Below are 22,390 nucleotides of genomic sequence, written 5' to 3'. Positions count from 1 at the left end.
GTGGCGGCGCGCGCCCGCAATGGAGCGCGCGCTACCGGATAGCGTTAGTCAGCCGCCTGAAGGTTGACCGCGGCCATCTTGCCGCGACGGTCTTCCTCGAGCTCATAGGTGACGCGCTGGTTCTGGTTCAGCGTCGCCATGCCGGCGCGCTCGACGGCCGTGATGTGCACGAACGCGTCCTGCCCACCGGTCTCCGGCGAGATGAAGCCATAGCCCTTGTCGGCGTTGAAGAACTTGACGGTGCCAGTGATAGCCATTTGATTTTCCTTCTTTCTTGTCGGGACCCCGAATGCGGGAGCCCTCGTGTTGCTGCGAGGGGCAGGGAAAGAAGGAAGAGGGAGCCGCAAAGCGCCGAAGACCGTCGATATGCGACTGGTAGCTGCCGTCATATGGGCGCGATGGCCCGGAATAGCAAATCAGGCGGCGCGCGCGGCGGGCGGCAGCTCGATCAGGACCTTGTTCCGGCCGGACAATTTTGCCTGATAGAGCAAGGCGTCGGCGATGCGCAGCGCGGGATCCAGCGGCGCGCCGGCGAAGGCGGAGAGACCGGCGGAAAAAGTTACGGTACCCAGTGACTTGCCCGTCTCGCGGACGCGCAGCGTGCGGCGCGACAGTTCTTCGCGGACATCGTCGACGATCTCCGCCGCGCGGGCCGGATCGGGTTCGTCGAGCAGGACGATGAACTCCTCGCCGCCCCAGCGGCCGACGAGATGCGGCGCGCAGCCCTGCGCCAGCGCGGCGGCTACCACCTTGAGCACGCGATCGCCGACTTCATGGCCGTGGCCGTCGTTGATCGCCTTGAACTTGTCGATATCGCAGATGGCCAGGGTGCGGACGGCATGGCCACCCAGGCCGGCGAGATGATCGAGGATGCCGCGGCGGTTGAGCAGCCCGGTCAGCTCGTCGCGCATCGCATCGTTGCGCGCCTCGGCGACTTCGTCGCGGAGCTGCTCGATCTGCTGGACCGCAGCGGCAAGCTGCTGCTCGGTGCTGCGGGTGCGCTCGACCATCGACGAGACAAGGGCGAGGACCGAGCGGCCGTCGCTTTCCAGATCGCTGAGCCCGGCGGAGAGATCGCGGCCGAACTGGTTGGTGGCGGCCGTCGCGGTGGCGGCGAGATCGGCGAGGTGGAGCGTCTGATGGCGGAGGCGTTCATGCTCCTCGGCGGCCTGCAGCTCGGCAGCGGCGGGCGGCGCGGGGCTGATCCGGGCGAGGATGGCTTCGGCGGCTTCGAGCGAGAGGCGGCCGGTGGCGTGCATCGCCTCGGCGACCGAATGCGCCTCGATGCTGGAGCGATCGGCGAGCGAGGCATGGGCAAGCGCATAGTAGCGCGGGGTGGTGGGCAGGCCCTGCGCCAGGAGGAAGGCAAGCGTTTCGGCGCCGGGATCGCCGGGTGTGGAAGGTTCGACAAAGCCCTCGCTTTTGCGGGAGCGCAGACGGGACAGCATTGAGACCTCCGGAAGCGAGGCGACCGGTCTGCTGCAAAAGGCTGAAGATCAGGTATCCGCGGCATTAACGTAATTCTACGTAGTTTGCGCCGCGGGCCCCTAATCCTTGAGCGCCGCCGGTACGGTCCCGCCGCTCTTCTCCAGCTCGCGCATCACGGCCTTGTGGAGCCAGATGTTCATTTCCGCCGAGCCGTCCTTCGCGCCGGTATAGCCGAGCTCGGTGGCGAGCGCCTTGCGGTTCTCCAGGCTGGAATCGAGGCCGAGCAGCTTCATCAGATCGACGATCGAACTGCGCCAGTTGAGATCGGCCTTGCCGCGCTTCGTCTCGAAGACGAGCAGGACATTCTCGACATCGACCGGGGCGGCGGGGGCCGCAGGCGAGGGCGCGGCGGCCGGCGCGGGCGCCGGGGCCGCACCGGGCGCGGGCGCGGGATTGATCGGGCTATGGCCGAAAATCACGTCGCGGATGCTGTCGAAGATGCCCATGCCGTAGCTCCTGTGCGGACGCCGGAGTGACGCCGCGTGCAGCGGAGAACGCACGACGGGGAAGGGCGTTGCGGCCCCTTCGCGGTTGACACGGTTGACACCAAGATCGCGAAAAACCAGCCGGCGCCGAAGTCCGCGATCCTAGGGCTTCGCTGCCCCGTCATGGCCGGTCAGCTCCGCGATCCGCTCGGCAGTGAAGGCCGGGGGGAGGATGGTATCGACCATGCGCAGCATCGTCGGGAAGAGATGCGTCATCTCGCGCGCGTCGAGCGCGGGGTGAAGCGCGTCGCGGCGGCAGGCGAGCAGGAACATCAGCAGCCGGTCGTTGTGGAGAATGCGTGTGCCGACCTGCTGGCCTTGATACCAGACCGGCACCTCGCGCCCCTGAATCGCGCGTTCGGTCGCTTCGTCGAGCATCGCCTGCCGCGCCATATGGATCGCGACGTCCCAGCCGATCGAGAACAGCGAATTGGGCGCGCGGCGGCGCAGCTTATAGGCCGACTGGCGCGACAGGCCGACCGGAGCACAGGCATCGCCGACGCAGCCGGTTTCGGAGAGGTGGACGAGAAAGGCGCGCTGCTTCTCCACCGTCCAGCCTTCTCCCGACAGGCGCGGATGATCCTCCGGCGCGAGGCCGGACAGGTCCGGCATGCCTTCGGGCAAGCGGCCGCGCGGCGGATCGACGCGCTCGCTGGCTTCCTTCATCGCCTGTTCGAGTTCGTCGTCATCGCCATTGCGTTTGAAGACATCGAGCGCGGCGCTGATGGCCGCGTCTGTGGAAGCGGACAGGCGCGCATAGGCTTCCTGCTGCTTGCGATGTTCTTCCGGGCTGATGACCGGATGCGGCTTTGCCATATGCACTCTCCCACGGTTTTTCGCGCGGGAGGATATGCGGAGTCGCGCCCTGTAGGACAGCGGAAAGTTCTTGCTTTGTTCTTAAGGCGGCGATTGCCGCCGCGGGGGGACGTGAACGAGGTGGCCGTGATGGAGAGGCAGGTGGGGCGTTGCGGGGCGGCGGTTTGCGCCGCCGGCAACGCCGGTCTGGCTCAGCCGAGAACTTCGCGGACCGCCGCGCGGGCGATGGCGGCCGGGGAACGGCCGGTGGCGAAGAGGCGGCGGCGCGGGGCGCGGCCGGGGATCGGCTGGGGGTAGTTACGGGTAATCTGCGTTTCGTGGATGTTTTCGAAAAAGGTCAATTAGGGTTCCTTGTTGTGGATGTTTGGGTGCCGGGTTCGCCTGGGGCGATACCGGCTGCGGTCCGTTCGAATATGCGAATAGCCGCGCTGTTCAGGCGCGGCGGGTGCAGAGCGATCGGACTGCGTAGGCACCGGGTTTCCGGGGGAAACCGCCAGCGAGTGGATGGCGCCTGATGGGGAATATGGGGTTGCGGTCCGGGATTTCAAGGGCGCGGCCTCCGGAGGCCCTGCGCGGGCCCGCGTGTCTGGCGGGCGGCATGTAATGAACGCGAAGTATCGGCCAAGAAGAATTGGCTTCAATATGGTCCGGTCCGATGGTGGCCAGCACTAGGGGTGCCTATCCTGATCCCGCCGACTCGTGACGATCGGCGAAAATGGGGATTATGATCATGATCAGACGCAAGCTTGCCGTCATCCTGTTCGCGGCATCCCTCCTCTCGCTGCCGGGACCTGCGCTCTCGGTTACGCAGAGCGAGCCGATCTACCATATCTATTATTACGACGCGCCGAACGGGAGCGTGGTGGGCATCCACTATAGCGACTGCACCTATTGGGGCGTGACGACCCACGCCTGGCTGGTCGGCGAGACGACGGAATATTCCGAGCCGCTGCTGGCGGGGTATTGCAACCAGGGGGTGTGGGAGCCGCTTTGAGGTTTCGGGCGGCTGCTGCGCCGGGCGCGCGGTGGCCGCAGCCTCTCGGATGCGCGCGCGATGCGCCGGTGCCGCGCGTTCCGGCGGGCATGAGGATCGGGGGAGGGGAGGGCCGGCGTTGCGGGGCAGATGGATCGTCGCGCCGGCAACGCTTGACAGCTTCAGTGTGAGGCCGGGGGCCTCAGCCCAGCACTTCGCGAACCGCCGCGCGGGCGATGTCGCCCGGAGTCCGTCGGCTCGCGAAAAGGCAGCCGCGGTGCGGGTGGCGCCTGAGGGGTATGGGAGCGGGGTGCGGGATTCAAAGGAAATTGAGTGAGGTGGCTACCTCTGGCTATGAGATTATTTGATTTGAGAAATCATAAGGAAAATAAAGTAATCGGAGAAAATTCAGTCAATTCCCGTATCTAAATTTGTAATTCGAGCGTCGCTGCCGGGTTTGCTTTTTAATTTTGGAGTCTTTTCGTAAATTTTCTCGATGAGATAGTATAATCCATATCCTGTCGTTACTAGCAAATGCGCAAGCGGTGCTATAATTAGGAAAATTGAAATTGCTCTCGCTAGCGATTTTACTTTAACTTCGTGTTCAAAAATGAGCCATGTGGTTCCGTATATATACTTGCCTATTGGTTGACCAATTGATGTTGCCAAAACTGATAGAATTGAAAATGCTAAAGAGCAAAAAGTAAGATATCCGAATATATAGCAAACGTATTCTCGTCGGGTTAGAAATCGCCGATCTGCTGAGGAGCTTGGGTCAGGAGAAACCTTTCCTGTCTTGATCACATCATCCAAGGAGGCGCGTTCCATTGCAAAGGCTGCAACGGCGACGAGTCCGGCGATATAGAAACCTGCCAGATTGCCGGTGATACTTCCTACCCGTCCAAGAAATCCCGCCGGTTCGAAGAACCCCGAGTATTTTATCGACCAAAACGGGAGAGATAGGGCAAGGCATAGAACCGATACTGGCAAAAAGTCACGCCAAATTACTAGGCGGCCACTTTCCGTTCGTAGGGATAAATACCTAAAAGAGAAAAATAAGTAATACATATCTATGATATGTAAGCTAAGGATTTTTTAGAAAGTTCTACGGATATTTTTGCTGAGCATGTCGGCAATTCATTTTTCAGAGAGATTTGTTCAGCGCGAATAAACATAATCTCTTTAGCTTCTTCTCCACGGGCTATTTGCACTGTTTTGCTGCGATCGTCATCCATTTCGATATCAACTTGAAAATCGTCCCATCCTGCGGCTCTTGCGCGTTTCGCTAGGGCTCCGATCCGATCCATCCAATCTTTCGCTTCAATCTCGCCTTTGATTCGGATTTTCATTCTCTCGTCGATAGGTTGGAAGGTATCTCCAGAATCGACAAAATCGGCGCGCGCGGGTCGAACCAAAGTTACATACTTAAAATTTCCAGTTTTTAGTGCGTTTGTAACAGTTTCAGATTTAACGCCACGAGATTTGAATACTGTATAAGTATTTTCATCTTCGCCGCGTTTATTTTCAAAATCATAGACGTAATCTGTAAGGGCCTTACGTATTACAGTCCCGACTGACGCCATGCTCATACCTGGTATTTCTTCAAGGGCGGCGTCATACTCGCCAGTCGATCGAGCAGATTTTTTTATAATTAAGTGAGCAGAGACTGATTGGTCCTCGTCAGGTTTCCGATTCACGGTACGAAGCGTCACCCCCGCCCTAGCTTTCTTCCGATACATCGGATCTGCCGCTCTGGGGCTAGCTCGATGAAAAAGCAAAATCAACGCACCGCTGACGGACGTCGCATCGATCTCCATGAGTTCGATGATGTCTCCATTATCTTTCACATCCAGCGCCCTATTGGATCGTAGTGCCTTTTGGAGCGCATCGAATATGGAATACACGCCGGCATGCCCGATTAAGGGCAAGATAGGGGCCCTTGCCTTTCTACCGGTAAACGTGAAGCGGTAGTGTCGAATAAACCTAGAATGCTTCTCCAGAAACAAATCCACCCCCTGCCATCATCGAACAATGATTGATGATAGATCGACTTTCGTTGAGAATCGAGGGTCGTGTGAATCTCCGTCTTAGGGAGGTAAGCTGCATCGGTTACCTCTTCAACTTTTCTCGTCCCAACAACGGCGCCAAATACCGCCCCGTATAACTCCGCGGTTCCTTCGCCACCGCTTCCGGCGTGCCTTCCGCCACGATCTCGCCGCCCTTCACGCCGCCCTCCGGGCCGAGGTCCAGCACCCAATCGGCGGTTTTGATCACGTCGAGATTGTGCTCGATCACCACCACGGTGTTGCCCTGTTCGACCAGCGCGTGGAGGACTTCGAGCAGTTTGCGGACGTCTTCGAAGTGGAGGCCGGTGGTGGGTTCGTCGAGGATGTAAAGGGTGTTGCCGGTGGCGCGGCGCGCCAGTTCCTTGGCGAGTTTCACGCGCTGGGCTTCGCCGCCCGATAGCGTGGTGGCCTGCTGGCCGACCTTCACATAGCCCAGGCCGACTTCGGCGAGCATCGCCATCTTGTCGCGGATCGGCGGGACGGCCTTGAAGAACTCGACTGCGTCCTCGACCGTCATGTCGAGCACGTCGGCGATGCTGAGGCCCTTGAACTTCACTTCCAGCGTTTCGCGATTGTAGCGCTGGCCGTGGCAGACGTCGCAGGTGACATAGACGTCGGGGAGGAAGTGCATCTCGATCTTGAGCAGGCCGTCGCCCGTGCAGGCTTCGCAGCGGCCGCCCTTGACGTTGAAGCTGAAGCGGCCGGGCTTGTAGCCGCGCGCCTGCGCTTCGGGGAGGCCGGCGAACCAGTCGCGGATCGCGGTGAAGGCGCCGGTATAGGTGGCCGGGTTCGATCTTGGGGTGCGGCCGATGGGCGACTGATCGATGTCGATCACCTTGTCGAGATGCTCGAGCCCGGTGATTTTGTCATGCTTGCCGGCGAGGACGCGGGCGCCGTTGAGCTGGCGCGCGGCGGCGGCGTAGAGCGTGTCGATGGTGAAGCTCGACTTGCCCGAGCCGGAGACGCCGGTGATGCAGGTGAAGGTGCCGAGCGGGATCGACGCGGTGACGCCGGTCAGATTGTTGGCGGTGGCATTGTGCACCGTCAGCTTCCTGGCCGTCCCCTTGCGGCGCTTCGCGGGCACCTCGATGCGGCGGGTGCCGTTGAGATAATCGGCGGTGACGCTGCCTTGCGTGGCGAGGACCTGTTCGAAGCTGCCATGCGCGACGATCTCGCCACCGTGGACGCCCGCGCCGGGGCCCATATCGATGACGTAATCGGCGGTGCGGATCGCGTCCTCGTCATGCTCGACGACGAGCACGGTGTTGCCGAGGTCGCGCAGGCGGCGCAGCGTGGCGAGCAGCATGTCGTTGTCGCGCTGGTGGAGGCCGATCGAGGGCTCGTCGAGGACGTAGAGCACGCCCGACAGGCCCGAGCCGATCTGCGAGGCGAGGCGGATGCGCTGGCTCTCGCCGCCCGACAGGGTGCCGCTGGTGCGGTCGAGGTTGAGATAGTCGAGGCCGACATTGTTGAGGAAGCCGAGGCGCTCGTCGATCTCCTTGAGGATGGCGCGGGCGATCTCGCGGCTCTGCGGCGTGAGCTGATCGGGCAGGGTGGCGAACCAGGCGAGCGCGTCGACCACCGAGAGGCGGGTGACGCTGGAGATGTCGCGCATGGCGACCTTCACCGCCAGCGCCTCGGGCTTGAGGCGGGCGCCGTCGCACGTCTCGCACGGATGCGACGCCTGATATTTGGCAAGCTCCTCGCGCATCCACGCGCTTTCGGTGGAGAGCATCCGGCGGTTGAGATTGCCGATGACGCCCTCGAACGGCTTGCGCACGTCGTACGACTTCTTGCCGTCGACGAAGGTGAGGGTGACGGGCTTGCCGCCGGTGCCGTGGAGGACGATCAGCTGGACCTCGCCGGGCAGGTCCTTCCACGGCGTGTCGAGGCTGAAGCCGAATTCGCGGGCGAGGCTGCCCAGGACCTGCATGTAATAGGGGCTGGGCGGCTGCGACTTGGCCCAGGGGACGATCGCGCCCTTCTTGATGGTCAGGTCGTGATTGGGGACGACGAGATCCTCGTCGAACACCAACTTCTCGCCCAGACCGTCGCACGCGGGGCAGGCGCCCTGCGGGGCGTTGAACGAGAACAGGCGCGGCTCGATCTCGGCGATGGTGAAGCCGGAGACGGGGCAGGCGAACTTCTCGGAGAAGACGATGCGGTTGTCGGGGATGCCGGCGCCCTTCATCCCGCCTTCGGCGGCGAAGGCCTGGGGAGCTTCCTTGACGCGATTGCCGGCGAGTTCGGCGACCGTCGTGTCGACCAGATCGACATAAGCGAGGCCGTCGGCAAGCTTGAGCGCCTGTTCGAAGCTCTCGGCCAGGCGGGTGGCGATATCGTCGCGAACGACGAGGCGGTCGACCACCACTTCGATGTCGTGCTTGAACTTCTTGTCGAGCGCGGGGGCGTCCTCGATCAGCATGGTCTCGCCGTCGATGCGGACGCGGGTGAAGCCCGCCTTCTGCCACTCGGCCAGCTCCTTGCGATACTCGCCCTTGCGGCCGCGCACGACGGGGGCGAGGAGGAGCAGGCGGGTGCCTTCGGGCAGGGCCAGCACGCGGTCGACCATCTGCGACACGGTCTGCGCGGCGATGGGGAGGCCGGTGGCCGGGCTGTACGGAATGCCGACGCGCGCCCAGAGCAGGCGCATATAGTCGTAGATCTCGGTGACCGTGGCGACCGTGGAGCGCGGATTGCGGCTGGTGGTCTTCTGTTCGATCGAGATGGCGGGGGAGAGGCCCTCGATATGATCGACGTCGGGCTTCTGCATCATCTCGAGGAACTGGCGCGCATAGGCCGAGAGCGACTCGACGTAGCGGCGCTGACCCTCGGCATAGATGGTGTCGAAGGCGAGCGAGGATTTGCCCGAGCCGGAGAGGCCGGTGATCACCGTCAGCGTATCGCGGGGAATGTCGATATCGACGCCCTTGAGATTGTGCTCACGCGCGCCGCGGACGGAGATATGGGTCAGGGACATGAGGCCTATATGTTCTATTGATGTTCCGGGGGCAAGCCGAGGGGCGGCCGCCGGTGAAATTGGGTGCGCGCGCGGGACAGTTCAAGCTGGCGGAGGGAATCAGGCTTCGATGGCCGCGATCTTCTCGCGGACGCGCGCGAGGCTGGCGCTGGCCTTGTTGTGATAATAGGCCATGTGCTCCGGGGAAAATGCCGACAGAGCCTCGATCAGGGCTTGTTCCGCAGCCTTGAGCCCGGGAAGCGGATCGGTGGAACGCTCTGCGATCACCTCGTGCATCCGGGCGATATTCTCCCCCGTCATCGCCCATTGCGCCGACATCGGATCATAGACCGTCATGGCGGCCTTGAAGGCGGCGATCCCCCGCGCGAGGATTTCGATCCCGGCTTCACCCTCCACGCGCTGGCCAAGAGTCCCGAGGGCGGCGCCGAGATTGTTCTGGGTCATTGCCCATTTGAACGGGACCGCCTTTTCGGTGCGGATTCTCAGTGCCGCCTCAAATGCGTGTACAGCTTGCCAGATGAGCTCGACCCCTTCGTCGCCGGGCGTCTGGGCGCCTTGCATCCTGAGAATGATGCCGAGGTTGTTCTGCGTCATCGCCCAACTCGCCGGCGTTTCAACCTCGGTATAGGCAGCCAGGGTATCGCGAAAGGCAAGCGCCGCCAGCGCAAGGTCGAATCGACTTACCTCCAGGCTGGTGCGTTGCGCCCTGGCGCATAGCGCATTGCCGAAATTGGTATTGAAGATAGCCCATTGGGCCTCGTCAAACGCGCTCCGTCCGAGGCTGAGGGCCGCAATCGATGCGGCGATCGCTGCAGTGATGAGTGAAAGACCCGTGGAGCCGCTCATGCGGTCCCCTGCAGCTTCGAGGGCGATTCCAAGGTTGTTGTTGCACCCCGCCCAGTTAAGCGGATGCGCCTTCTTGGTATATACCTTCATCGCCGCCTGATATGTCGCCGCGGCCTGCATCAGCAGATCGAAACCGGCTTTATCCGACGTTCGGCTGCCCAACTCACGCAACGCATTGCCCAGACTTACCTGCAATGTGGCTGACAGTTCGGATGCTGAAATCTGCTCGCAGAGCGACAGGGCTTCGCGCAGTACATTCGCCGCTTCGGCAAGAAAGGCGAGGCCTGCCTCCCCTCCGGCGCGCTCGCCCTGGCTGCTCAGAACATCGCCGAGATTGTTGGAGCAGCCCGCCGCACCGGCCGTGTCCCCGCGCGCAAGGGCCTGATCTCGAAGCAGCCGCCAGATCGCAGCAGCTGCGGAAAGCGCGCCCATCGATCCGAAATCAAGTCCGTGCTTCCGCAAATGAAGCCCTGCCGCAGCCATCAGTGCGCCAGCGGCTCCCGCGTCATAGGGCGTCAGCTTCGCGCCGGCGTCCTTCCAGTTCGCGTAGGCGCTCTGCCAGTCCAGCGCGAGCAGGTCGGCACTCGCCAGCTCGGATAAAGTCTGCGCCTCTTGCCGGACCGCCTCCGCGGTCCGCTCGCCCTGGATGAGCACCGCTTCGCGGAGATGCTGGCGGGCAGCGTCGAGGTCTCCACGATCGAGCGCTTCGGATGCCGCCTGCTGCGCGCCCTTCAGTCGATTGTCGTTCGCGTCGAGCAACGCGACACGCTCGCGCAGGGCGTCATATTCGGGAATGAAGCGATCGACGGCTTCGACGACTTCGCTGGTCGGCGCGTTTGGACGGAAGGTGATGAAGCGGGCGACCGCGCCGCGAAGCGCCTGTTGCGAGAGTTTTTCGTACTCGCCACCCAGCGATTTCTGGACCGCCGCCAGGCCGTCGTCGATCTTGCGGGACAGGGTTTCGGTGGATTCATCGATCTGCTGCGAGACCCCGGCAAGCGCCCGGCCGACCTCGATCGCGATGTCGAGCGTGAGCAGGATCGCATAATCCTTGTCGTCCTTGGCCGCGCGCAATGCGCGCTCGACGACTTCAAGAGCGAACAGGCGTTCCAGACTGGCCTCGCGATCATCGGCAGGCGGAGCGAACATGCTCTCGTGATTGCCCAGCTCGTCGACGATCCTTGCCGCAGCGACGACCGGATAGGCCTCGATGCTCGACATGGTGGCCGTGGCCGCCAGTTCCTCGCGAGTCAGCATCACTGCCGGCAGCAGCCGGGTCATCGCGGCATCGGCGCGCGTGACGGCATCGCGGCGTTCGGGCGTCGATTCCCACCGTTCCCATTCGCGCAGGATCTGCTTCTGGAGCCGCTCGACGATCGCCACATCGTCCAGGCCCGCCTTGCGCGAATTTTCGCGGATGCGTGCGAGCAGGCCGGTGCCGCCGATGATCGCGCCCGCGGTCAGCCCCGCGTCGAGCGGCGCCAGCGCACAGGCGCCCGCGCCGATGGCGATGGCGGTCAGCGGTTCGACACAGTTGAGCCTGAGCGCCATGCGGTTCCTCCCGGATCAGATATGGGGTGCGGCGCAGGCAGCAACAATCGATTTTGGGTCCGGTCCGGCACGGACTCCCGGGCGGGCGATCCGGCGGCTCCTCAAAACGCTCTCGTGCCGCCCCCATTGTCGTACGTTGCCAGGAGGCCGAATGCAGCCAATGCCAAGGGGCTTTTGCGGATCTCGACTTCCCCTCTGCGTGATTTTCGCGAATAATCCGTAGTTCTACGGACCGCGCCAACAAAAACGATTGCCGTTCAACAGGATCAAGACCGAGTTTTAAATCCGGAAGGTGTCGCGATGAAGAAGTGGGGAACCGGAATCTTGCTGGGGCTCGCGGTCGTGGCGGCAGGGGGTGTTCCGGCGGCTTCGGCGCAAGCAGTGCAGGTGGGGCTGGGCGATCCGTCGCGGGCGCAACTGCTCGACACACTGCGGAGCGCGATCGCGGAGGATTTGAAACAGCCGGTGAAATTCGTGGTGCGCGAGATGCGGACCTATCGCGGCTGGGCGTTCGTCACGGCTTCGCCGCGAACCCCTGCCGGCGCGGAGATCGATTTCGGCAAGACGCACTATGCCGAACAGCAGGAGGCCGGCGTGCTCGACGGCGATACCGTCTATGCGCTGTTACGGCAGGAGCGCGGCACATGGCGCGTCGTGACCTTCGTCATCGGGCCGACCGACGTGGCATGGGAAGCCTGGCCGGACGAGCATGGCGCGCCGAAGCAATTGTTCGCGCGGTGATGCATGGTGCGGGGGCATTCGGAAGGGGGCAGACGATGCGGCTGATCGGTTTGGTGACGGGGGTGATGACGGCGGCTGCGATGGTTGCGCCCGCAATGGCGCAGACGGCGTCCGCGCCTGCGGTGCTGAAAGCGGCGACGCCCTGGGCGATCGACTATGCACGGGATTCGTGCCGCGCGTTCCGAAAATACGGGACCGGTGCGGACCAGGTGGAACTGGTGTTCATCACGCTTCCGCGCAGCAGCGGCGCGACGCTGGTGGTGGTCACGTCTCCGGAAAAGGGCCCGGGGCCGAAGCGGGCGACTTTCGGATGGGTCCGGATCGGGCTGCAGCCGGGTGGCGAAAGCTTCAACGAGCGGTATGCAAGTGCGCCGGTAGGCGAGAGCCCGCGGCGATTGCTGTATGTGCTGCTGGATCAGGCACAGCTCGATCAGATGATCGCTTCGAACCGGATCGAGATCGAGGGCGGCAAGCTGGACGTCGTGCTGGAGCCGGGCCGGACCGCGGCGGCATTCAAGGCGCTGGAACCGTGTCATGACGACCTGCTCAAGAGCTGGGAAGTCGATCCCGAAATCCTGCGCTCCGCGGTGAACCGTGCGGTGCCGACCGGAACGCCGCAGACCTGGGTGACGAATGCCGACTATCCGAAGGAAGCGCTGCAGAAGCGCGAGCAGGGAACCGCGACGTTCCGGCTGACGATCGGGGCGGACGGCAAGGTCGTCGGCTGCACGATCCTCCACGGCAGCGGAAGCGTGGTGCTCGACGACACGGTCTGCGGCCTGATGCGAAAGCGCGCGAAGTTCACGCCGGCGCGCGATGCGGCGGGCAAGCCCGTGCCCGATATGTGGATCAGCCGGTTCCGGTGGGAACTGCCCTGATGGCAATGGCGCCGGACCTTCATCTCCGGTTCAGCGGCGAAACGAAATTCTCCTTTCGATTAGGGAGATGGGGAGAGAGTCGATGACGGGCCTTGAGACACGGAAACGGCTGATGGGCGGGGCCAGCGCCCTTGCCGCCGCACTGGCGCTGTCGGCGTGCATGCCCGTCGATTACGGCTATCAGTACGCCCCACCGCCCGCGCCCGCCGCATGGGCCGACATGACCGGGTTCGAGGATTATGAGTGGATCGACCGTGCCGATGCGATGAGCGAAGCGGTGGGCGAGTCTCCCCCCGACCTGAGCTTCTATTCGGGCGACAGCCAGCCCTGGGCCTGGACGCTGGAGGATGGTTCGGTGCTGATCGCCGAACAGCGCGAGGACGGGCTGCACAGCTATTTCTTCGAGGGGAACAGCCAGGTGCCGTTCCTCGTCCGCGATCCCGAGATGAGCTATGGCTTTATCGAAGGCGAAGTCGCCGTGATCTATGGTCCGGACGGCGGGGTGCTGGGGCGCGAGGAAGGCACCGGGTGGCTGATCACCGCGATCCGCGGCTATGACCGCGGCCGGGCGCTGAAGCGCGCGATGATCCGCCGCGACCAGTGGCAGCCGGTGCGGGTGACGAGCTGGATCGACTTTTCCTATCTCTGGTGGGACTGGCAGAATGACTGGAACGATGGCCAGCGCCGCCACGAAGGCTGGCGCCGCCACCGCAACGGTCCGCGCGGTGCGGAGTATCGCCGCCGCCTCGATCCCGAGCGGCGCATCCGCGAAGCGGTGCGCGACCGGTTCCGCAACTGGGGCGATGGCGGATGGCGCGGGCAGCCGCCGGGCAGCTATACGCCGCCCCCGCCGGGCACGACGCCGCCCCGCCGTCCGGGCACGCCCGGCGCCGGGCCGCGCCCGCCGCGTCCGGGTGCGCCAGGCGCAGGGAACCAGCCGCCGCGCAATCCGCGTACGCCGGGGATGGGGCGGCCGGTGCCCAGCCAGAATGGCGATGGCGGACGCCTGCGCCTGGACCGGCCGGCCGACGATGAGGGCGTGCCGCCGCTGCCGCCGGTGATGGTGACGCCGACCATGCCGGCTGCGCCGACCGCGCCGCCCTCAGGCACGCGGACGCCGCGTCCGGGTGGCCCGGGCATGATGCGCCCGCGTCCCGAAGCGCCGGTTCCGACGCGTCCGGCATCCGATCTCTCGACCGCTGAGCCATCCGTGCCGCAGGGCGCGCCGGCCGCTCCGGACGCGACGCCTGCTCCGCCTGCGCCGCCGCGCCCTTCGGTGCGTCCGCGTCCGCGCATCGACGAGCCGCTGGGCGAGCGTCCGCGCGTGCGCGTCGCACCGCCGACCTACACTGCGCCGGCGCCGAGCTATTCGCCCCCGCCGCAAACCTATTCCGCGCCATCCGTGCCGAGGCCGGAATATACGCCCCCGGCGCGGTCCTATACGCCGCCGCCGTCCCCGCCGCCCGCGCCCGTGCGGAGCTATTCGGCACCACCGCCGCCACCGCCTGCGCCGGTGTATGTTGCGCCGCCGCCCCCGCCGCCCGCGCCGGTGTATGTGGCTCCACCGCCGCCACCACCACCGCCACCACCGCCTCCGCCTCCGCCGCCACCTCCGTCGCCGCGGACCTTCGATACAGCGGGCGACACGCCCTAGGCGGGCCGGGAACCCCTGGACTGGCGAGCCGGGCAGGTGCGTGTTAGCCCTTGGGCATGACGCACCTGCTCGCCGCGCTGCTGATCGCAGCCACACCGCCCGCGATTGCCGCGCCTGCGCGTGACTATTCGGTGATCCTCGAGGTCAAGGTCGACGAAACGGGCAAGGTGACCGAGGTGAATGTCGCGGAGGTGATCGACCCCGTGCGCGCTGCGCGGAACCTGAAGGTCGAGGTCGATGCCGAGTGGCTGGCCGCAGCACGCGCCGATCTTGCCGCGAAGCCGCACGAGCCCAAGGCGCGGACCTACTATACTTATTTCCCTTACACGCCCGGTCTGCCTTACCGTCCGCGCTGATCCCGCGTCCGCGCGCTTGCGGGATCAGAAGGGCAGGATGCTTTCATATTGCCCGACCGGCGGCGCGCCGGGGACGATTGCCCCGCGGCGGAGCAGGAAGGCGTGGCGGACGATTTCCGCCTGTTGCTCCAGCCCGTATTTCTCGAGCGGCTGGCCGGGACGGATCGCGTAATCGTAGCGGCAGAAGGGATGGCGCTTCAGCGGCAGGAAGATGCCCTTCTGATGCTGCCAGACATGAACCATCTCGTGGATGAAGAGGCCCTGGAGGCTGAGGCCCTCGGCGGCGAAATCCTCTCGATAATGCGGCCCGTGCGGGTGGAAATGGATATGGCCGGTGGGGGCCATCACCGTGTTGCGTGGCTGGAAGAAGGCCCATTTGCGATTGCGGATACGCACCCGCGCATAATCGATCGCGTCGCCGAAGACCGATCGGGCGAGCGCGATCTCCTGTTCGGTAAGCGGGCGGCCTTCGGTGGTCATGGCCCCCATATCGCCGCTGGCGGGCGCGACTTCCAGCGGTCATGATGCTCCGGCAGCGGGAGACGGCTCATGCGGATGGCGGCGGGACTGGTGGCGGGCTTGCTCTGGACGGGCGCGGCGGCGGCGGGACCGTGCGGGGTGATCGACGTGCATCTCCATGCCTACGAGGGCGACGGACGCTTCGGCGCGGGCGTGCCCAATCCGGTGAGCGGGATGCTGCCCCCGAAGGACGGCGCGGGGCATCGTGCAACCTTGCTGGCGACGCTGGAGAAGGAGGGCGTCGAGCGCGGCGTGATCGATTCGCAGGCCGGTGCGGCGGCGGGCGCCGCGGTGGAAGCGAGCGGCGGGCGATTGCGGCTGGGCTATCAGATCAACAATATTCCGGGCGAGCATGAACTGGGCGAAATCCGCGCGCTGCATGCGGCGGGCCGGCTGACGCTGATCGGCGAAGTGGGCACGCCCTATATGGGCATCGCCTATGACGACTCCCGGCTGGAGCCGCTCTGGGCGCTGGCGGAGGAACTCGACCTGCCGGTGGCGCTGCACACCGGCTCCGGCCCGCCCGATGCGTGGCGCGGTGCGCCTGCGAACCGCATCCGCGCGGGGGATGTGCTGGCGCTGGAGGATGTGCTGGTACGCCACCCGAAGCTGCGGGTGATCTTGCAGCATATGGGCTGGCCGATGGGCGACGACACGATCGCGATGCTCAACGCCTATTCGCAGGTGTGGGTTGATACCGGCGCGATCGCCTGGCTGGTGCCGCAAGCGGAATTCCACGCCTATCTCAAGCGGCTGGTGGACGCCGGGTTCGGCAAGCGAATCCTGTTCGGCTCCGATGCGATGACATGGCCCGACGGGGTGACGCTGGCGATCCGGGCGGTGCGTTCGGCGCGGTTCCTGAGCGAGGCGCAGAAGCGGGACATCTTGCGGAACAATGCGATCCGCCTGTTCGGGTGGAAGGATCTGGCGACCTGCTGAGCCGCCGGTGCGGGACCGGCGGCTCGGCCGGGATCAGTGGGCGGCCGGTGCGGCCTTCAGCGCTTCGCCGATCGTTTCTCCGAACGGCGTGGTGGGACGGCCGATCAGGCGAGACAGGGTGTTGCTGTCATCGAACAGAGCCCCCTTTGCGGCGGCTGCGTCGGAATCCGCCAGCAGTGTGGCGAACGGTTCCGGGAGGCCGGCGCCGATGAGCGCGGCGCGATATTCGGCTTCCGTCAGGTCGGCATAGGGAATGGCGCGACCGGACTGGCGCGAAAGTTCGGCGGCGAAATCGGCGAGAGTGTAGCTCGCATCGCCGGCCAGTTCGTGGATCGCGCGTTCGCCGGTGTCCGCGATCAAGGCGATGGCGGCGGCTTCGGCATAGTCGGCGCGGGCAGCGCTCGAAATGCGGCCTTCGCCCGCTGCACCGATAAAGGCATCGTGCTGGAGCGCGGGAGCGATCGAGGCGGCGTAATTCTCGGTGTACCAGCCGTTGCGGAGCAGGCTGTGGGGGATACCGGACGCGGCGAGCAACGCTTCGGTTTCGCGATGCTCCCCGGCAAGGCCGAGCGCGGACGTGTCGGCATGGAGCACGCTGGTATAGGCGATGCGGGCGATCCCGGCGCGCTTGGCCGCGTCGATGGCGTTGGCGTGCTGCGGCGTGCGGCTGCCGATCTCGTTCGATGAGATGAGCAGGAGCCGGTCGATTCCGGCAAAGGCGGCGTCGAGCGTATCGGACTTCGTGTAATCGCCCTGACGGATTTCGACCCCGGCGGGGAAGAGCCCGGCGGCGCGGGTGGGATCGCGGACGATGGCGACGATATTCTGTGCGCCAGCGCGTTCGGCAAGCGCGGCGACGGCGAGGCGGCCAAGCTGGCCGCTGGCGGCAGTGACGGCGTAACGGGGGGTGGACATGGGGCGATCTCCGGTCTCGATTGTTGACCTGGTCTCAAATAGAGACCAAATAGCGAGGCGGAAGACGGCACTTTTTCGTCACCAGGTTATGCCGGAGTAACCCATGAAGGATGCGCACGCGGCGCTGGGCGCGAAGTTCGAAGGCTGGATGGCGCTGGGGCTGGACGAGGCGCGCTGCCCGGTGCGCAGCCTGCTCGACCAGATCGGCGACCGCTGGTCGATGCTGTTGCTGTCGGCGCTGGCGGGCGGACCGAAGCGGTTCAGCGTGCTTGCGCGCGCGGTGCCGGATATTTCCAAGCGGATGCTGACCCAGACGCTGCGCACGCTGGAGCAGGACGGCTTCGTCCATCGCGACGTGCAGCCCACGGTGCCGCCCAGCGTGACCTATTCGCTGACGCCGCTGGGGCAGAGCTTCGCCGCGCCGCTGCTGGGGCTGGTCGAATGGGCCGAGGCCAATTTCCCGGCGGTGCTGGAAGCGCGCGGCCGGGTGCGCACGGCGGCGTAGCTCAGCTCTGCGTCGTCACTGCTTGGACGCGGGAGAAGTCGCCGCGAGCCAGATCGTCCTTCGGCGCGAAGAAATAGATCGCATTGGCGTCGTTGATCCACAGATTGGTCGCGACGCCGGATTCGGCGGCGAAGAGGAATTGCCAGCGCGCGATGCCCGTTGCGATTTCGGCCTGGTGATCGAGGATCCAGCGCATGTGCGGATCGTCTTCCGGGGACCAGGGACGGTAGATCGTGCCGTTCGCGAGCTTGGATGCCATTGCCTTGGCGCCTTCCCATTCCTCCCAGCTTTTCCAGATCAGCAGCCTTTCCTTCCCCGCGCGGCCAATCTCGCGGAAGAAGATCTCGGCACGCAGATCGTCGCCCGTCCACGGTGCATGGCCGAGCAGCTGGCCGAGATTGGGGGCAGGGCGGGACATGCCATCGTGCAGCGCATCGAAATCGGCGCCGTCGGGCGCTTCCTCCTCGATCCGGCCCGTCCAGTCGATATCATATTCGGGGAAGGAGAGGCCGGCGGCAAGCCGCGCGGCTACGGGGTGAAGATCGGCGGTATGCGGGCAATCGAACGCGTCGATCTCAACCGGCCGCGCGCGGCGTTCGAGCGGCGCTCCGGCGGGATGAAGCAGCACGCGGATCGGGAAAGACCCGTCGATCGTGTCCCAATCGCCCGCGAAGAAGGAAAGCAGACCCGATGCGGGCAGGCGTGAGTCCGCAGGCACCGTGATATCCTCGAGCGCGATCTGAGCAAGAAAGCTCAGCGGGGCGCCTGCAGGTGATACGGGCCAGTCGATGCCGGGCGAAAGATCGGGGAGCCCGCCGAAGCGCGTCGTACCCGGCGGCGCTTCGGGTGCATCGCTCTCGTCGAGGAAATAGACGCAGCCCTGCGCGTTGCGGTGCAGGTCGTCGGTGAAGGCGGCATAGCCGGTCCGTGCGATCAGTGCGTCGAGCGCGTCATGGTCCGCAATCCACGGCCGCGACGCCCGTGCGCGTTCATGCCGGCGCACCGTTTCGCGCTGCCGCGCCTGTCCGGCGTGCTGCATACGCTGCCCAAAGCCGAAGATCGCCCGGATATGATCGGTGATGCTCACCGCATCCGTCTCAGGCGCCGATATCCTCGTGCACCATGTCGATCTCGCGCACGCCGCGCGCCTTGCGGGCGGTATTGACCAGTTCGCGCAGCTTCTCGCGGCGGGCTCTGGCATTGTCGACGTCGCGGATGATCAGGTCGCCGTCGCGCGTGGTCTCGTCGGACGAAGCGATGCTGATCGTGCCGATGTCGGCCCATTGGTTGATCAGCGTGAAATCGATGCGGACATCCTTCACCCGATACAGCTCGATCTCGTCGATCGACTTCACGAAGATGCCCTTGTGCAGGATCAGCCGGTCCTCGGTCACTTCATAGGTGGTGGCGAGGTTCGCGATCCACTTGATCAGGATGATGATGAAGCCGACCAGCACGAGGCACAGCAGCAACGTGCCCCAGCCCGCCAGCGTGCCGCGCAGCCAGCCCCAGGTGGAGGAACGGAAACGGTCGAGTATCTGGGCCATCGTTAACTTCCCCGCACTGGTTCGCGGGCAAGGATAGCGCAGACCGTCAGAGCATCAACTCGTAACGGCAATTCTCTTCCTCCTCGCCATCGGGCCACAGATGCACTTCCCGGCCGGTGAGGACGAAGCCGTGGCGCAGGATCGCGCGCATCGAGGGGATGTTTGAAGCGCGGTGGGTGACGTGGATGCGCGCGCAGCCCTGTTCTCGCGCCCAGTCGAGACGCGGGGCGTAGAGCAGGGACGTCAGGCCGCGGCCGCGCCAGGCGGGGCGGATATAGGACATTGCGAGCCCGGCGGTGCGGCCGGTGGGATCGGCATCGCGATCGACATAGGCGGCGGTCACGCCGACCAGCAGATCGCCGTCGTACAGGCCGAAGATCGCCAGATCGGGATTCTCCAGCATCGCGCGCCACGCATCGTCGCTGCGCGCCTCCAGTTCGGCGAGCGTCGTGAAATAAAGGCCGGGATTGGCCGCCACCGCCTCGATCCGGATCGCGCGATTGGCTTGCCAGTCGGCGACCGTGAGGCGGCGGGTGGCGATCATCTGGGCGCGGGATCGCCGGCGCCGACGATGATGGCCTCAATCTCGACTTTCTTGCCATCGGCGAAGGAGAGAGTGAGCGGCGCCTTCCTGCCCGGCGTCAGCGATGTGCTCACGTCGAACAGCATGACATGCTTGCCGCCGGGTTCGAAAGTGACGGTGTCGCCCGGCTGGATCACGACGTCCTTGACCGGCTGCATCATCATCGCGCCGCTGGCCATGTTCATTTCGGGCATATTGGCCATGTCGTGCTTCATGCTCTCATGGATCTCGGCGCGGACGGCGAATTTGGCGCTGACCGCGACCAGATTCGCCTTTTCGCTGCCGCCATGCAGCGTGAAATAGGCCGCGCCGGGATTGCCGGCGACGGCGGGCACGCGGACCCATGCGCCGTCGACCTTCAACTCGGTGGGAGCCTGTTGGCAGGCGGTGACCAGCGCCAGTGCCGCGATGCCGATAAGGTTGCGCATTTCCACTCTCTCCCAATTCGGGAAATCACCTAGTTCGACGTGGAACTTGCGGCAAGCGGAAGCCCACCTATATCGCATCCCGGAAACGCTTCGGGTCGCCTCTTTTGGGGCCCGGGCTTGGTTTGAATTTGAATGAGGGGCCGACGAGGGACCATGGCTAAAGTTATCGGGATCGATCTGGGTACGACCAACAGCTGCGTGGCTGTGATGGAGGGCGGCAAGCCCAAGGTTATCGAGAATGCGGAAGGCGCGCGCACCACGCCGTCTATCGTCGCGTTCGCCAAGGACGGCGAGCGGCTGATCGGCCAGCCGGCCAAGCGCCAGGCGGTGACCAACCCGGACAATACCGTGTTCGCGGTGAAGCGCCTGATCGGCCGCCGCTACGACGATCCGATCACCAAGAAGGACACCGAGCTGGTTCCCTACACCATCGCGCGCGGCCCGAACGGCGACGCGTGGGTGACCGCGGGCGGCGAGGATTACAGCCCGTCGCAGATCAGCGCCTTCATCCTGCAGAAGATGAAGGAAACCGCCGAATCGTATCTGGGCGAGAGCGTTTCGCAGGCGGTCATCACCGTTCCCGCCTATTTCAACGACGCCCAGCGCCAGGCGACCAAGGACGCCGGCAAGATCGCGGGCCTCGAAGTGCTGCGCATCATCAACGAGCCGACCGCGGCTGCGCTCGCCTATGGCCTCGAGAAGAACGACGGCAAGACGATCGCGGTCTATGACCTTGGCGGCGGCACGTTCGACATCTCGGTCCTCGAGATCGGCGACGGCGTGTTCGAAGTGAAGGCGACCAACGGCGACACCTTCCTGGGCGGCGAGGATTTCGACTCCAAGCTGGTCCAGTATCTGGCGGAAGACTTCCGCAAGGCCGAAGGCATCGACCTGACCAAGGACAAGCTGGCACTCCAGCGTCTGAAGGAAGCCGCCGAAAAGGCGAAGATCGAGCTTTCGTCGGCACAGCAGACCGAAGTGAACCTGCCCTTCATCACCGCCGACGCCAACGGGCCGAAGCATCTGGTGAAACAGATCAACCGCGCCGAACTGGAGCGTCTGGTTGAGGAGCTGATCCAGCGCACGCTGGAGCCGTGCCGCAAGGCGCTGTCGGATGCGGGCGTCAAGGCCGCGCAGATCGACGAAGTGGTGCTGGTGGGCGGCATGACCCGCATGCCCAAGGTGCGCCAGATCGTGAAGGAGTTCTTCGGCAAGGAACCGCACACCGGCGTGAACCCGGATGAAGTCGTCGCCATTGGCGCGGCGATCCAGGCAGGCGTGCTGCAGGGCGACGTTAAGGACGTGCTGCTGCTCGACGTGACGCCGCTGTCGCTGGGCATCGAGACGCTGGGTGGCGTGTTCACTCGCATGATCGACCGCAACACCACGATCCCGACCAAGAAGGCGCAGGTCTATTCGACCGCTGACGACAATCAGCAGGCCGTGACGATCCGCGTGTTCCAGGGCGAGCGCGAAATGGCGGCGGACAACAAGCTGCTCGGCCAGTTCGACCTGGTCGGCATCCCGCCGGCGCCGCGCGGCGTGCCGCAGATCGAAGTGACGTTCGACATCGACGCCAACGGCCTCGTCAACGTTTCGGCGCGCGACAAGGGCACCGGCAAGGAACAGCAGATCCGCATCCAGGCATCGGGCGGTCTCAGCGAGGCGGACATCGACCAGATGGTCCGTGACGCCGAGCAGTTCGCCGAAGAGGACAAGAAGCGCCGCGCCGGCGCCGAAGCGAAGAACAACGCCGAGAGCCTGATCCACACCACCGAGCGTCAGCTTGCGGAGAATGGCGACAAGGTCGACGACGCGCTCAAGGCCGAGATCCAGGCCGCGGTCGACGAGACCAAGGCTGCGGTCGAAGCCGGCGATCCGGACGACATGCAGGCCAAGGCGCAGAATCTCGCCCAGGTGGCGATGAAGCTGGGCCAGGCGATCTACGAGAAGCAGCAGCAGGCCGAGGCTTCGCCTTCCGCCGCTCCTGCCGGGGAACAGGCATCGGGCGACGACGTCGTCGATGCGGAGTTCTCCGAGGTGGACGAGAACAAGGCGTAAGCGAAAGCACCAGTTCCGCCGCTCCTCACGGGGCGGCGGAATGTGGGGCGGGGGCCGAG

General features: G+C 64.9%; 23 protein-coding genes. 8 read left to right on the top strand and 15 right to left on the bottom strand.

Translation table 11 applies throughout. The features are described 5' to 3' along the window. Window positions 1-44: 44 nt before the first annotated feature. The 5 genes from HHL13_RS10365 to HHL13_RS10345 all read right to left on the bottom strand — a co-directional run bounded on the left by HHL13_RS10365 (window position 45) and on the right by HHL13_RS10345 (window position 3,130). Window positions 45-257: a cold-shock protein gene (locus HHL13_RS10365; protein ID WP_169555592.1), complete on the bottom strand. Its 213-nt coding sequence runs from the start codon at window positions 255-257 to the stop codon at window positions 45-47. Window positions 258-416: 159 nt separating this feature from the next. Continuing rightward, entirely contained in the window at window positions 417-1,448 is a 1,032-nt protein-coding gene (locus HHL13_RS10360) for a GGDEF domain-containing protein (RefSeq protein ID WP_169555591.1), read from the bottom strand. Window positions 1,449-1,547: 99 nt separating this feature from the next. After that, a complete protein-coding gene (locus HHL13_RS10355) occupies window positions 1,548-1,934 on the bottom strand; it encodes a DUF3597 domain-containing protein (protein ID WP_169555590.1) in 387 nt (128 codons plus the stop codon). A gap of 141 nt (window positions 1,935-2,075) precedes the next feature. Then, window positions 2,076-2,789, bottom strand: coding sequence for a hypothetical protein (locus HHL13_RS10350; RefSeq protein WP_169555589.1), 714 nt, complete (start codon window positions 2,787-2,789; stop codon window positions 2,076-2,078). 191 nt (window positions 2,790-2,980) lie between these two features. Then, window positions 2,981-3,130: a hypothetical protein gene (locus HHL13_RS10345; RefSeq protein WP_169555588.1), complete on the bottom strand. Its 150-nt coding sequence runs from the start codon at window positions 3,128-3,130 to the stop codon at window positions 2,981-2,983. A 389-nt stretch (window positions 3,131-3,519) separates the two neighbouring features. Here HHL13_RS10345 and HHL13_RS10340 point away from each other — a divergent pair, with 389 nt between their 5' ends. Next, window positions 3,520-3,783, top strand: a complete 264-nt coding sequence (locus tag HHL13_RS10340; RefSeq protein ID WP_169555587.1) for a hypothetical protein — start codon at window positions 3,520-3,522, stop codon at window positions 3,781-3,783. Window positions 3,784-4,170: 387 nt separating this feature from the next. Here HHL13_RS10340 and HHL13_RS10335 read toward each other — a convergent pair whose 3' ends face one another. The 4 genes from HHL13_RS10335 to HHL13_RS10320 form a co-directional block, all read right to left on the bottom strand. After that, window positions 4,171-4,752 carry a hypothetical protein gene (locus HHL13_RS10335; protein ID WP_169555586.1) on the bottom strand — a complete coding sequence of 194 codons (582 nt, stop codon included), beginning with the start codon at window positions 4,750-4,752 and terminating at the stop codon, window positions 4,171-4,173. Window positions 4,753-4,832: 80 nt separating this feature from the next. After that, a complete protein-coding gene (locus HHL13_RS10330; RefSeq protein ID WP_169555585.1) occupies window positions 4,833-5,579 on the bottom strand; it encodes a hypothetical protein in 747 nt (248 codons plus the stop codon). 292 nt (window positions 5,580-5,871) lie between these two features. After that, window positions 5,872-8,808 (bottom strand): excinuclease ABC subunit UvrA, encoded by a 2,937-nt coding sequence (gene uvrA / locus HHL13_RS10325; protein ID WP_169555584.1) that lies wholly within the window; start codon window positions 8,806-8,808, stop codon window positions 5,872-5,874. Between the two features lie 99 nt (window positions 8,809-8,907). Continuing rightward, the gene (locus tag HHL13_RS10320) at window positions 8,908-11,037 is read right to left on the bottom strand and encodes a hypothetical protein (protein WP_169555583.1); all 2,130 of its coding nucleotides are present in this window, start codon (window positions 11,035-11,037) and stop codon (window positions 8,908-8,910) included. 468 nt (window positions 11,038-11,505) lie between these two features. Here HHL13_RS10320 and HHL13_RS10315 point away from each other — a divergent pair, with 468 nt between their 5' ends. From HHL13_RS10315 to HHL13_RS10300, 4 genes are all read left to right on the top strand, one after another. Beyond that, the gene (locus HHL13_RS10315) at window positions 11,506-11,946 is read left to right on the top strand and encodes a hypothetical protein (protein ID WP_169555582.1); all 441 of its coding nucleotides are present in this window, start codon (window positions 11,506-11,508) and stop codon (window positions 11,944-11,946) included. Window positions 11,947-11,981: 35 nt separating this feature from the next. Next, window positions 11,982-12,824, top strand: a complete 843-nt coding sequence (locus tag HHL13_RS10310) for an energy transducer TonB (protein WP_169555581.1) — start codon at window positions 11,982-11,984, stop codon at window positions 12,822-12,824. Between the two features lie 82 nt (window positions 12,825-12,906). Continuing rightward, on the top strand, window positions 12,907-14,478 hold the full coding sequence (locus HHL13_RS10305; protein ID WP_169555580.1) for a hypothetical protein: 1,572 nt from the start codon (window positions 12,907-12,909) through the stop codon (window positions 14,476-14,478). Between the two features lie 56 nt (window positions 14,479-14,534). Then, on the top strand, window positions 14,535-14,834 hold the full coding sequence (locus HHL13_RS10300; RefSeq protein WP_169555579.1) for a hypothetical protein: 300 nt from the start codon (window positions 14,535-14,537) through the stop codon (window positions 14,832-14,834). A gap of 24 nt (window positions 14,835-14,858) precedes the next feature. On the opposite strand, the gene HHL13_RS10295 is transcribed toward HHL13_RS10300, so the two are convergent. Next, a complete protein-coding gene (locus HHL13_RS10295) occupies window positions 14,859-15,314 on the bottom strand; it encodes a vgr related protein (protein ID WP_169555578.1) in 456 nt (151 codons plus the stop codon). Window positions 15,315-15,383: 69 nt separating this feature from the next. Between HHL13_RS10295 and HHL13_RS10290 the strand changes: the two genes are divergently transcribed. Further along, the gene (locus HHL13_RS10290) at window positions 15,384-16,292 is read left to right on the top strand and encodes an amidohydrolase family protein (RefSeq protein WP_169555577.1); all 909 of its coding nucleotides are present in this window, start codon (window positions 15,384-15,386) and stop codon (window positions 16,290-16,292) included. A 33-nt stretch (window positions 16,293-16,325) separates the two neighbouring features. Here the strand turns inward: HHL13_RS10290 and HHL13_RS10285 are convergent, their stop codons facing one another. Further along, a complete protein-coding gene (locus tag HHL13_RS10285; protein ID WP_169555576.1) occupies window positions 16,326-17,207 on the bottom strand; it encodes an SDR family oxidoreductase in 882 nt (293 codons plus the stop codon). Between the two features lie 103 nt (window positions 17,208-17,310). Here HHL13_RS10285 and HHL13_RS10280 point away from each other — a divergent pair, with 103 nt between their 5' ends. Then, the gene (locus HHL13_RS10280; protein WP_169555575.1) at window positions 17,311-17,712 is read left to right on the top strand and encodes a helix-turn-helix domain-containing protein; all 402 of its coding nucleotides are present in this window, start codon (window positions 17,311-17,313) and stop codon (window positions 17,710-17,712) included. A 1-nt stretch (window position 17,713) separates the two neighbouring features. Here HHL13_RS10280 and HHL13_RS10275 read toward each other — a convergent pair whose 3' ends face one another. From HHL13_RS10275 to HHL13_RS10260, 4 genes are read right to left on the bottom strand one after another with little or no spacing between them, the layout of a single operon-like run. Next, on the bottom strand, window positions 17,714-18,799 hold the full coding sequence (locus HHL13_RS10275) for a DUF1963 domain-containing protein (RefSeq protein WP_169555574.1): 1,086 nt from the start codon (window positions 18,797-18,799) through the stop codon (window positions 17,714-17,716). A gap of 10 nt (window positions 18,800-18,809) precedes the next feature. Continuing rightward, window positions 18,810-19,259 (bottom strand): PH domain-containing protein, encoded by a 450-nt coding sequence (locus HHL13_RS10270; RefSeq protein WP_169555573.1) that lies wholly within the window; start codon window positions 19,257-19,259, stop codon window positions 18,810-18,812. Between the two features lie 46 nt (window positions 19,260-19,305). Then, the gene (locus HHL13_RS10265; protein WP_169555572.1) at window positions 19,306-19,803 is read right to left on the bottom strand and encodes a GNAT family N-acetyltransferase; all 498 of its coding nucleotides are present in this window, start codon (window positions 19,801-19,803) and stop codon (window positions 19,306-19,308) included. Next, complete coding sequence (locus HHL13_RS10260; RefSeq protein WP_169555571.1) at window positions 19,800-20,270, bottom strand: copper chaperone PCu(A)C; 471 nt, start codon at window positions 20,268-20,270, stop codon at window positions 19,800-19,802. The genes HHL13_RS10265 and HHL13_RS10260 overlap by 4 nt, the downstream gene beginning before the upstream one ends. A 153-nt stretch (window positions 20,271-20,423) precedes the next feature. Between HHL13_RS10260 and dnaK the strand changes: the two genes are divergently transcribed. Next, on the top strand, window positions 20,424-22,331 hold the full coding sequence (gene dnaK / locus HHL13_RS10255; protein ID WP_169555570.1) for a molecular chaperone DnaK: 1,908 nt from the start codon (window positions 20,424-20,426) through the stop codon (window positions 22,329-22,331). The last annotated feature ends 59 nt before the right edge of the window (window positions 22,332-22,390 follow it).

This window comes from Sphingomonas sp. G-3-2-10 (assembly GCF_012927115.1).
Taxonomy (GTDB): Bacteria; Pseudomonadota; Alphaproteobacteria; order Sphingomonadales; family Sphingomonadaceae; genus Sphingomonas.
This window is presented reverse-complemented; position numbering and strand designations above follow the sequence as displayed.